The organism is Staphylococcus pragensis (assembly GCF_004785665.1).
GTDB classification, from domain to species: Bacteria; Bacillota; Bacilli; order Staphylococcales; family Staphylococcaceae; genus Staphylococcus; species Staphylococcus pragensis.
On record NZ_SRPJ01000001.1, the window covers coordinates 114,153 to 126,011 of the forward strand.

9 protein-coding genes are annotated in these 11,859 nt (G+C 32.7%); 8 read left to right on the plus strand and 1 reads right to left on the minus strand.

The window, feature by feature from the left end:
- The first annotated feature begins 357 nt into the window (after nt 1-357).
- From E2558_RS00590 to ltaS, 6 genes are all read left to right on the plus strand, one after another.
- Nucleotides 358-951: an anthranilate synthase component II gene (locus E2558_RS00590; protein ID WP_126565071.1), complete on the plus strand. Its 594-nt coding sequence runs from the start codon at nt 358-360 to the stop codon at nt 949-951.
- The gene (locus tag E2558_RS00595) at nt 935-2,080 is read left to right on the plus strand and encodes a chorismate-binding protein (protein WP_126565072.1); all 1,146 of its coding nucleotides are present in this window, start codon (nt 935-937) and stop codon (nt 2,078-2,080) included. Before E2558_RS00590 ends, E2558_RS00595 begins: the two co-directional genes overlap by 17 nt.
- Complete coding sequence (locus E2558_RS00600; RefSeq protein ID WP_126565073.1) at nt 2,081-2,689, plus strand: aminotransferase class IV; 609 nt, start codon at nt 2,081-2,083, stop codon at nt 2,687-2,689.
- A gap of 314 nt (nt 2,690-3,003) precedes the next feature.
- The gene (locus E2558_RS00610; RefSeq protein WP_126565075.1) at nt 3,004-3,720 is read left to right on the plus strand and encodes a 5-oxoprolinase subunit B family protein; all 717 of its coding nucleotides are present in this window, start codon (nt 3,004-3,006) and stop codon (nt 3,718-3,720) included.
- Nucleotides 3,708-4,712, plus strand: a complete 1,005-nt coding sequence (locus tag E2558_RS00615; RefSeq protein WP_126565076.1) for a 5-oxoprolinase subunit C family protein — start codon at nt 3,708-3,710, stop codon at nt 4,710-4,712. Before E2558_RS00610 ends, E2558_RS00615 begins: the two co-directional genes overlap by 13 nt.
- A gap of 511 nt (nt 4,713-5,223) precedes the next feature.
- Nucleotides 5,224-7,161: a polyglycerol-phosphate lipoteichoic acid synthase LtaS gene (gene ltaS / locus E2558_RS00620; protein ID WP_126565077.1), complete on the plus strand. Its 1,938-nt coding sequence runs from the start codon at nt 5,224-5,226 to the stop codon at nt 7,159-7,161.
- 66 nt (nt 7,162-7,227) lie between these two features.
- On the opposite strand, the gene E2558_RS00625 is transcribed toward ltaS, so the two are convergent.
- The gene (locus tag E2558_RS00625) at nt 7,228-8,046 is read right to left on the minus strand and encodes a ZIP family metal transporter (RefSeq protein ID WP_126565078.1); all 819 of its coding nucleotides are present in this window, start codon (nt 8,044-8,046) and stop codon (nt 7,228-7,230) included.
- A gap of 117 nt (nt 8,047-8,163) precedes the next feature.
- Between E2558_RS00625 and E2558_RS00630 the strand changes: the two genes are divergently transcribed.
- Entirely contained in the window at nt 8,164-10,044 is a 1,881-nt protein-coding gene (locus E2558_RS00630; RefSeq protein WP_126565079.1) for an ABC-F family ATP-binding cassette domain-containing protein, read from the plus strand.
- A gap of 13 nt (nt 10,045-10,057) precedes the next feature.
- Nucleotides 10,058-11,836, plus strand: coding sequence for a DNA helicase RecQ (gene recQ, locus E2558_RS00635; RefSeq protein ID WP_126565080.1), 1,779 nt, complete (start codon nt 10,058-10,060; stop codon nt 11,834-11,836).
- Nucleotides 11,837-11,859: the final 23 nt, after the last annotated feature.

Consider the following 11,859-nt stretch of genomic DNA (forward strand, 5'->3'; position numbering starts at 1 on the left):
TTTGAAAAGATGATTAATATTGGATTGCCGATAAATAACCTAGCCATCTTTTTAAGGCAAAGAAAAAAGCCTATCTCTATAAAAAAGATAGACTTTTGAAATATTAAAAATAAGTTAGTGTATCTACTTATTATGTTTAAAAGGAAATATTTCTTTAAGTGTCTAGTTTTTTATAGAGGGTTTCAGCTAGGAACCTCTGTCGATTCATTTTTAGTACGCTAGTTAGATTAATATAATCAATCAGTAAAATCAAGTAATATTTCTAAATGTGGATAAGGTAAGCCCTTACATTTTCGTGATAAGAGAATTTATAATAAAATTGAAGAATATATTTGTTGGAAAGTTGGAGTAATCTCAATGATAGTAGTAATAGATAATAAAGATTCATTTACATATAATTTAATTGATTACATTAAAACTGAAACGACGCTGTCACTTCAAGTTTACGAAGTAGATGATGTGTCGATGGATAAGTTGTCCCAATTACATATTGATGCCATAGTAATCTCACCAGGTCCAGGTAAACCGAGTGATTATCCTATTTTAAAAGAAATCATGCAACATTATGAAGGTGAAATTCCTATTTTAGGAGTATGTTTAGGCTTTCAATTTATATTTGAATACTATGGGGGCCGTATTATTCATGGCATGAAACCAATCCATGGTCACACGACGCGTTTGGGTCATTCAGGAACTGGTATATTTAAAGACTTACCGCAACATTTTGAAGTGATGCGTTATCATTCGTTAATGGCTGATAAAGCAACATTGCCTTCTCAGTTACAGATAACGGCACATAATGAAGAAGGCATTCCGATGGCAATAGAGCATATTTCATTGCCTATTTTTGCAGTACAATATCATCCAGAATCTATTTTAAGCGAGTATGGACATGAACAATTGCGTCATTTTTTATCGAAAGTAGGGTTAGTTAATGAATATCACATTTAATTATCGTTATTATATCAATCCAGATGACTATGAAACGCATCAATTAACCTTTAAAACTTATAAGAATAAATTATTAGCTACTTCTTTAAATGAAGTAGGAGATGTAGTTCGATTCGCGGAAAAGGAACAAAAAAATGGACGCTATGTAGCTGTTTATTTAACTTATGAAGCGGCAACTTATTTTAATAGTAAAATGGTCACGTATCCTATCGAGCATAACGGTTTAAATGCGGTAGCTTATAGTTTCGATGTTAACGATGCGCAAACGTCTTCAATAGAAAGTGCGTATAACTATGTACCAAAACACAATTTTACTTTTCAAGAAAGTGATGAACAAATGCGCTCGAAAATACAACAAGTGCAAGCAGCCATTGTAGAAGGGGAGACCTATCAAGTTAATTACACGACGCGTTTAACGAGCGATATCCATTATCCAATTTCTGAATTATATACTTATTTAACTCAAACAAATAATGGGGGTTATACAGCTTTATTAGATACGGAAGATGTTCAAGTCGCTTCTATTTCTCCAGAGCTCTTTTTCCAAAAAGGAGAATTCAATAGAGAAAATGATGTTATTGTGAGTAAGCCGATGAAAGGAACAATGCCACGAAGTGTGGATGAAGAAGAGGATGCGCTAAATTATAAAACGCTACAACATTCACTTAAGGACCGTGCAGAAAACGTGATGATTGTAGATTTATTGCGCAATGATATTTCAAGAATCTCTGAAACTGGCACGATTAAAGTTTATAAGCCATTTTTCATTGAAACCTATAAAACCGTATATCAAATGACAAGTATGGTTACAGGCCATTTAGTTAATGACACATCTTTACACGATATTTTAAAGGCACTATTTCCTTGTGGTTCTATCACTGGTGCGCCGAAACTCAATACTATGTCTTATATCAATTCGTTAGAAATTGGTCCGCGCTCTATTTATTGTGGGTCAATTGGATTGATGATACCCAATGATAAAATGATATTTAACATTCCTATTCGAACATTAGAATATCGACAAGACAAAGTCATTTATGGCGTAGGCGCAGGTATTACCATCGACTCTGTTCCGGAAAATGAAGTACAAGAGTTTCGTGATAAAACGAAGATATTGGAGATGTTATAAATGAAATTATTTGAAACCATGCGCCTTGATAATGGCGAAATTCGAAGATTTCAATATCATACTGCCCGATTAAAACAAGCCTGTGCGCGTTTAGGTTTTTCATTTTCAGAGTGGGAATGGGAACAATATACGGAAAAAATAAGATTAAGAAATGCAAAAGGACTATTTCGATTAAAAATAGAAATAGATAAAGAAGGCCAGTTATCACATATTATCAAGCCATTAATGACCAAAAATAAATTTACAGCTGAATTTAAAGAAAGTAATGCTACTTGTGCCAAAGCATATGTGATCAATAAAACAACCATGCGTCAACATCTCGAACATAGTCATCGAACGGACTTAGTCTTACTATATAGTGAAACAGGTAAAATCTTAGAATTTGATATCGGGAATATTATGATTGAAGAAGATGGTCATTATTATACACCAAGCTATGAGGAAGACTTTCTCTTAGGTTGCATGCGACAAAGCTTAATTGATGAGCATAAATTGTTCATTAAAAATTATAATAAAGATGAATTAATTGAAAAACTACGGGCAAATAAGGTTCGAATCTATTTGCTAAACAGTTTGCGAGAGGTTGCCGAGGTTTCTATTTATATATAAAATGTGAATGGAAGATGGTCAAAAAGAAATCATAAAAATTCAAATAAAGTAATGGAGCGACTTATGGTAATAGTATGGCTTGTAATCATCATTGTGTTAAATAGCTTGGGAAAATGGCAAGCAAATCGTTATTTACAACGAAATGCTGTAATTAAAGCACGTCTTATAGCAACTATAGTAGTGGTATTACAGTGCCTATGTGTCTACTTTTTTATGAAATCACTTATTCCATATATCATTGAATTTTTAAATAGTTTTTATCATCAGTAAAATAGGACGGAAATAATAAAATATAGTAAGTATGAGGTGGAGTTATGAAAATTTATAGTCAAGGAGATCAAGCAATTGTTATTGCGATAGAAAAAGATGTCTCGCAAAATGTTACAAGAGATTTAATAGCTGTGCGTCATCATTTATTAGAGAAAAATCTCCCATTTATTACTGAAATTGTTCCAACTGAATCAGATATGATGATTTGCTATGATGCTAGGGATATGATTAAACATCATCATATTACTTCACCTTTTCAATATATGAAAGATCTTGTTCATTCAATTCATAAAGAAATAGAAGTACTTAATTTAAATGAAGTGGATAGTACCTCTCATAATATTCCAATTATTTACGGAGAAGAATTCGGCCCAGATTTAAAGGGATTGTTAAATTATTATAATATAACAGAAGAAGAATTTATTAAGTTACATTCTGGAAATCAGTATTTTGTATCGATGATGGGATATTTACCTGGATTTCCATATTTAACAGGGATGAATGAAGCATTATATGTCAATCACACGAGTGAAGAGAAAAAGTTAGTTAGAGCTGGATCGGTTATTTTAGAAGGTAAAAAGTGTGGCATTGTAACGACAGATACATATAATGACTGGCTAGTTATAGGCTACACACCGACACATTTATTTAATCCTAATCAAGAAGATTTCAATTTATTGAAATTGGGAGATAATGTCACTTTTCAGCCTAAAAAACGTAAAGAAATAGAATTAGGAGATTTTAAACCATGTCAATCATAATAGAAAGAGCAGGATTATTTAGCAGCTTTCAAGATTTTGGACGTTATGGATATGAGCATGCAGGTGTCATTCCATGTGGCGCTCTAGATACGCTAGGTCATGAAATAGCGAATCGTCTTGTCGCGAATGATAAGAATGAAGCAACCCTCGAAATGACACACGTTATGGCGAGAATTCGCTTTACTGAACCTACTTTAATTGCACTAACAGGCAATAATTTTGAGGCGTACACTCAAAAGATGAAGGTTAAGCCTTATAAATTATATCTAGTTGAAAAAGATGACGTTTTATCTTTTAAAGAAACGAATAAAACGTCACGTGTTTATCTTGCGGTTGGGGGCGGCTTCAAATTAGATTCATGGTTAGGTTCAACATCTACTGATTTGAAAGTCAATATTGGCGGTTATCAAGGTCGTACGCTTGAAAATGGCGATGAAATTGAAATGAAACGTCAATATACTGAACGTCACCATAAGCTTTTTGAAAATTTAGCTGAAAAACATACGACAGATTGGGGCATCGATGGTTACGCTTTATCATTTAATTACATTTCGGATGTCTTCCATGTCGTAGCTAATAAGGGAACAGAAGATTTTGATGAGGAAACAAAATCAAATTTTATTCACGGAGATTACAAAGTGACAAACAAATCTAATCGTGTGGGAATGTTACTTGACGGTAAAAAAATTAAGGCGTATTACGACGATATGCCAGCACATCAACCTGTAAAAAAAGGCACGATACAAGTAAAGCGTGATGGCACGCCAATTATTCTATTAAATGATCATTACACAATTGGTAGTTATCCTCAAATTGGCACAATTGCTAGCTATCATTTAACTAAATTAGCTCAAAAACCACAAGGTGCGCGTTTGAAATTTCAATTTATAGATATTGAGACAGCTGAAAAGAATGTTGTGAAATTTAGTAACTGGATGAATCAATTATTCCATGGTATCGAGTTTCGTATGCAAATGGAAATGATGAAGTAATATAAATTTATAGTTTAATGAAAAAATAACGATTTTATAAGTGCAGAATTATACTTTGTAGGTCCATGGTCTGATTAAATAATTATGGCAAGAAGTTATAATATATAAATCAGTTTAGGAAAAAAAGTAAGTTAATTGTTCAAAGGGACAATGTGTTTTTTCTTGATAAATGAGTAAAAATACTATATATTTATATATTGAACTATGACGCTTTGTTACAGTAATATTACAAACTTCATCGTTCCTTAATAAATAATTAACAATTAATAGAATAGTGCCAAATATGTTTTAAAAGTAAAAATGTTTATTTACGCTTAATTAACTAAAGGAAGTATCCCTTTAATTAAAAACTAATATGACGCACATTCTTACAATAGAAATTAAAATGAATTTAAAAGCGAAACGAATTATAAGTACTTGCATTACGGACATATTTGAGTGAGTGTTTAAGTCTTTTAATAGTCTTTAACATTTCTTCAAAGTTGAATAACTACAAACGGAGGAAACATTCATGAGTTTACACAAAAAGAAAATAAGTCTTTTTGCGTTTTTCTTATTAACTGTTTTTACAGTTACTTTAAAGACGTATTTTTCATACTATGTTGATTTTTCTTTGGGTGTTAAAGGACTAGTACAAAATTTAATACTACTGATGAATCCATATAGTCTGATTGCGCTTATTTTAAGTGTGTTCTTATTCTTTAAAGGCAAAAAGGCATATTGGTTCATCTTTATTGGCGGTTTTTTATTAACGTTCTTACTTTACGCGAACGTCGTGTATTTTAGATTCTTCTCAGACTTTTTAACATTTAGTACGCTCAACCAAGCAAGTAACGTTGAATCAATGGGAGGAGCAGTAGGTGCGTCATTTAAATGGTATGACTTTGTTTACTTCTTAGACACTATTGTTTATCTTTTCATCCTTATATTTAAAGGCAGTTGGTTAGATAAACGCGTGTTTAGTAAAAAGTTTGTGCCAGTTGTAATGGCAGCTTCTGTAGCATTATTTTTCTTAAATCTTGCATTTGCTGAAACAGATCGCCCTGAATTATTAACACGTACGTTTGACCATAAATACTTAGTTAAATATTTAGGACCATATAACTTCACTGTATATGATGGCGTTAAAACAATTCAGAACAACCAACAAAAAGCGTTAGCATCTGAAGACGATTTAACTAAAGTATTAAATTATACGAAGCAAAAAAATACAGAGCCTAACCCAGAATATTTCGGTGTAGCTAAAAAGAAAAATATCATTAAAATTCACTTAGAAAGTTTCCAAACTTTCCTTATTAATAAAAAAGTAAATGGTAAAGAAGTTACACCATTCTTAAATAAATTATCATCTGGTAATGATGATTTCAGATATTATCCAAACTTCTTCCATCAAACTGGACAAGGTAAAACATCAGATGCCGAATTTACAATGGATAACAGTCTTTACGGATTACCACAAGGTTCTGCTTATTCATTAAAAGGCGATAATACGTATCAATCTTTACCAGCTATTTTAGATCAAAAAGAAGGTTATACTTCTAATGTAATGCATGGTGACTATAAAACATTCTGGAATCGTGACCAAATTTACAAACACTTTGGTATCGATAAATTTTATGATGCAACTTACTACGATATGTCAGATGAAAATATCGTTAACCTAGGTTTAAAAGATAAACCATTCTTTAAAGCATCAGCCGATTACCAAGCTAAAATGAAACAACCGTTTTATTCACACTTAATTACATTAACAAACCATTATCCATTTACATTAGAGTCTCAAGATGCAGATATTGATAAACCAAATACAGGTGACTCAACTGTTGATGGTTATATTCAAACAGCACATTATATTGACCAAGCTTTAGAAGAGTACATCACAGACCTTAAGAAGAAAGGTCTATATGATGACTCAGTTATTATGATTTACGGTGACCACTATGGTATTTCTGAGAACCATAATAACGCAATGGAAAAATTATTAGGTGAGAAAATCACACCAGCTAAATTTACTGACTTGAACCGTACTGGTTTCTGGTTGAAAATCCCTGGCAAATCAGGTGGCGTAGATGAAACATATGCTGGTCAAATGGACGTAATGCCAACTATCTTACACTTAGTAGGTATTGATAGTAAAAACTACTTAATGTTTGGTACAGATATGTTATCTAAAGATCATAATGATGTTATCCCATTCCGTAACGGTGACTTTATTACTAAAGATTATAAGTATGTTAACGGTAAGGCTTTCTCTAATAAAGATAACGAATTATTAACGACACCACCTAAAGATTTAGAGAAGAATAAGAAACAGGTTGAAAAAGATTTAGAAATGAGTGACGACGTATTAAATGGTGACTTATTCAGATTCTATAAAAACCCTGATTTCAAAAAGGTAGATCCATCTAAATATGATTACAAAACTGGTCCAAACGGTAACCAGAAATAACATAGAAAAAGCAGATTGAACTAATTAACGTTCAATCTGCTTTTTTATATTTTATATGATAAATGATTAACCTAACGCCACATCTAATATCATCATAATTGTAAAACCAACCATTAAACTCAATGTAGCTAAATCGGTATTATCACCCGACTGAGAGTCTGGTATAAGTTCTTCTACGACTACAAATATCATGGCACCTGCAGCAAAAGCCAACGCATAAGGGAGTACTGGAGTAATAAATATAATAGTTGCTGCACCTATCGTCGCAAAGATAGGCTCCACAATAGCGGAAACTTGTCCATAATTAAAGGCTTTCCAGCGAGAAGCACCAGCTGCTCTAATAGGCATGGATAAGGCTGCACCTTCTGGAATATTTTGAATACCTATACCTATTGCTAAACCTAAAGCACCGAAAAAGGTTGCTTTGCCATTACCAGTAGCAATCCCTCCAAATGCTACCCCGATAGATAAGCCTTCAGGGATATTATGTAAGGTAATCGCTAAAACTAATAACGCATTTTTACTTAATGATGTTTTAACGCCTTCTCTATATTGACTATTGTCTCCGACTTTTTGATGAATGTGAGGAATGACATAATCTAGTTCACGTATAAATATACCGCCTAAAAGGAATCCAACGGCAGCTGGTAACCATGCAGGTAAGGAACTATCTTTACCGTATTCTATAGAGGGTTGCAATAAAGACCAAAAACTTGCTGCAATCATAATACCGGCTGCGAAACCTTGCATAGACGTTAAAACTCTATGATTTACTGATTTAAATATAAACACCATAGCTGCCCCTAAAGCAGTTAATAACCAAGTAATAATACCAGCTATTAATGCTTGTAAATAGGGCGGTAAACTTTCAAAAAAGTCTATCATATCTCTTGTCTCCTTGTATCATTTACACTTAAAAAGGTGTATAATATATAGAACTGAATTAAGCTTATCAAAATTATTTTGAAATTTCGATATTTCGATACAAAAGGAAGTAGAAGCATGGAAGCGTATAAAATAGAGCATTTAAATAAGTCATATGCAGACAAAGTGATATTTGATGACTTGAATCTATCTATTTCTGAACATGAACGAATTGGATTAGTAGGGATTAACGGTACTGGGAAAAGTACGTTACTTAAAGTAATAGGCGGTTTAGATGAAGATTTTACTGCCGATATTACACATCCTAATCAATATCGTATTCGTTATTCTTCACAGAAGCACGATTTAGATGAAGATTTAACAGTTTTTCAAGCTGTATTAAGCTCAGATACAACCACATTACGTATTATTAAAACGTATGAAGAAGCTGTAAATGCATATACGCAACAACAAGATGAGCGTCATTTTCAAAAAATGATGGAAGCACAAGAAGCAATGGATCGACATAGCGCTTGGGATTATAATGCTGAGATTAAGACGATTCTTTCTAAATTAGGAATTAACGATACATCTAAAAAAGTAAAAGAACTTTCTGGTGGGCAGCAAAAGCGTGTTGTTTTAGCTAAAACACTTATTGAACAACCAGATTTATTATTATTAGATGAACCGACGAACCATCTAGATTTTGAATCTATCAATTGGTTAATCAATTATGTGAAGCAGTATCCACATACTGTTTTGTTTGTAACGCATGATCGTTACTTTTTAAATGAAATTGCTTCAAGAATTGTGGAACTAGATAGAGGGAAATTAAAATCATATCCTGGTAATTATGAAGATTACATTGCAATGAGAGCGGAAAATGAACTTATTGAACAAAAGCAACAAGAAAAACAAAAATCATTGTATAAACAAGAATTAGCCTGGATGAGAGCAGGAGCTAAAGCAAGAACAACAAAACAACAAGCCCGCATCAATCGTTTTAATGATTTAGAGTCAGAAGTACAAGCTCATCATACTCAAGATAAAGGACAATTAAATCTTGCTTATTCGAGATTAGGTAAGCAAGTTTATGAACTTGAACATTTAACGAAGCAAATTAATGATAAAACATTATTTAAAGATATTACTGAAATCATTCAAAGTGGGCAACGAATCGGAATTGTAGGACCTAATGGTGCTGGTAAAACGACATTATTGAATATTTTAAGTGGAGAAGATGTCGACTATACAGGCACTTTGAAAATAGGTCAAACAGTTAAAGTTGCTTATTTTAAACAAACTGAAGAAACATTGGATAGAGATATCAGAATGATTGATTATTTAAGAGAAGAAAGTGAAGTTGCTAAGGAGAAGGATGGCACTTCTATTTCTGTAACGCAATTATTAGAACGATTTCTATTCCCTAGTTCAACACATGGTAAAAAGATTTATAAGCTATCTGGTGGAGAACAAAAGCGTTTATATTTATTAAGATTATTAGTACATCAACCTAACGTTTTATTACTTGATGAGCCTACGAATGATTTAGATACAGAGACTTTAACTATTCTCGAAGACTACATTAGTACCTTTGGCGGTTCAGTGATTACAGTAAGTCACGATCGTTATTTCCTTAATAAAGTGGCGCAAGAATATTGGTATATTCATGACGGGAAAATGGAACGCATTATTGGGAACTTTGAAGATTATGAAGCGTATAAAAAAGAACAAGATAAGTTACAGGCACTTGAGAAACAAGCGCAACAGCCTAAGCCTAAAACGAATGTAAGAAAGAAAACAGGATTGTCTTATAAAGAAAAACGAGAATACGAAATGTTGATGGAACGTATTGAGCAGACAGAAGTGCGCTTAGAACAAATCGACGAAGAAATGATAGAAGCAAGTGCAGATTACGCTAAAATTAAAGAATTAAATGAAGAAAAAGAACAGCTGGAACAAACTTATGATATAGACATCACGAGATGGAGTGAACTTGAAGAAATAAAAGAGCAATAAGGGGAAAATTCGTATGGAAGCAACGTTATCGCATTATTTTGGGTACGAAACATTTAGACCGGGACAAAAAGAAATCATTACTAAAATAATGGATCATCATAATGTTTTGGGCGTACTGCCTACAGGTGGCGGTAAATCTATTTGTTATCAAGTACCTGGTCTAATGCTTGGGGGAACGACTATTGTTATTAGCCCATTAATTTCTTTGATGAAAGACCAAGTAGACCAATTAAAGGCGATGGGGATTAACGCAGCCTATTTAAATAGTAGTTTAAGTAAGAAACAACAAAAAGAGATTGAAACTGAATTAATGGCAGGTGACATTCAATTTTTATATGTTGCACCTGAACGTTTCGACAATGGCTATTTTTTAAACTTACTAAGCAAACTTAATATTCAATTAATTGCTTTTGATGAAGCACACTGTATTTCTAAATGGGGGCATGATTTCCGTCCTAGTTATCAAAGTGTCATCCAGAAAGTGTTTACGCTTCCTCAAAATTTCACTATCGTGGCCTTAACAGCAACAGCTACTGCAGAAGTACAACAAGATATTATGGAGAAACTTAATATTGGTAAATATGACGAAGTGAAGACAAGCACGAAACGTCGTAATCTTATCTTCAAAGTTAATCCTACCTATCAACGCCAGAAATTTGTGATTGATTATGTACAAAAACACAAAGACCAAGCAGGTATTATTTATTGTTCAACACGTAAACAAGTGGAAGAATTACAAGAAGCTCTAGATTCTGTAAAAGTGACGTCAGCGATTTATCATGCAGGACTAACGAATAAAGAACGTGAAGAAGCACAAAATGATTTTGTGTTTGATCGTGTAAAAGTAGTTATCGCAACTAACGCATTTGGTATGGGTATTGATAAATCTAATGTCAGATATGTTATTCATTATAATATGCCTGGTGACATTGAATCTTACTATCAAGAAGCGGGTCGTGCAGGAAGAGATGGTTTAGAAAGTGAATGTATTTTATTGTTTAGTGAACGTGATAAAGGTTTACATGAGTATTTTATTACGGTTTCTCAAGCTGATGATGATTATAAAGATAAAATGGGCGAAAAACTCACTAAAATGATTCAGTACACTAAAACGAAGAAATGCTTAGAAGCTACAATCGTGCATTATTTTGAACCTAATGAGAAATTAGAAGAATGCGGTCAATGTAGTAGTTGTATTCAACAAAATAAAACTTATGATATGACGCAAGAAGCTAAAATGATTATTAGTTGTGTCGCGCGTATGCGTCAACAAGAAAGTTATAGTGTGATCATCCAAGTACTGCGTGGAGAAATTACGGACTATATCAAATATAATGACTACGATAAATTAACTACACACGGCTTAATGAAAGATTATAGAACATCTGAGTTAAGTCACTTAATTGACGAACTACGTTTTAAAGGGTTCTTAAATGAATACGATGAAATTTTAACTTGTGACGAAAGTGTTAAACAATTGCTTAACAATGATAAGAAGGTTTATACAACACCATTTAAGCAAAAATCAAAAGAAAAAGTATTTATTAATACAGTTGAAGGTGTAGACCGAGCGTTATATGGAGAATTAGTTGAAGTACGTCGTCAACTAAGCGAAAAATTAGATATTGCACCAGTAAGTATCTTTTCAGATTATACGCTAGAAGAATTTGCAAAGCGTAAGCCAGAATCTAAACTAGAAATGATTGCCATTGACGGCGTAGGTAGTTATAAATTAAAACATTATTGTCCTAAGTTTTTAGAAACAATTCAATCTTACAAAACAAGTATATAAGTATGAAATAAGGTTTGAGCATT

Coding starts and splice junctions, on each gene's coding strand:
- E2558_RS00590 (WP_126565071.1), top strand. CDS start 358: ATGATAGTAGTAATAGATAATAAAGATTCATTTACATATAATTTAATT.
- E2558_RS00595 (WP_126565072.1), top strand. CDS start 935: ATGAATATCACATTTAATTATCGTTATTATATCAATCCAGATGACTAT.
- E2558_RS00600 (WP_126565073.1), top strand. CDS start 2,081: ATGAAATTATTTGAAACCATGCGCCTTGATAATGGCGAAATTCGAAGA.
- E2558_RS00610 (WP_126565075.1), top strand. CDS start 3,004: ATGAAAATTTATAGTCAAGGAGATCAAGCAATTGTTATTGCGATAGAA.
- E2558_RS00615 (WP_126565076.1), top strand. CDS start 3,708: ATGTCAATCATAATAGAAAGAGCAGGATTATTTAGCAGCTTTCAAGAT.
- ltaS (WP_126565077.1), top strand. CDS start 5,224: ATGAGTTTACACAAAAAGAAAATAAGTCTTTTTGCGTTTTTCTTATTA.
- E2558_RS00625 (WP_126565078.1), bottom strand. CDS start 8,046: ATGATAGACTTTTTTGAAAGTTTACCGCCCTATTTACAAGCATTAATA.
- E2558_RS00630 (WP_126565079.1), top strand. CDS start 8,164: ATGGAAGCGTATAAAATAGAGCATTTAAATAAGTCATATGCAGACAAA.
- recQ (WP_126565080.1), top strand. CDS start 10,058: ATGGAAGCAACGTTATCGCATTATTTTGGGTACGAAACATTTAGACCG.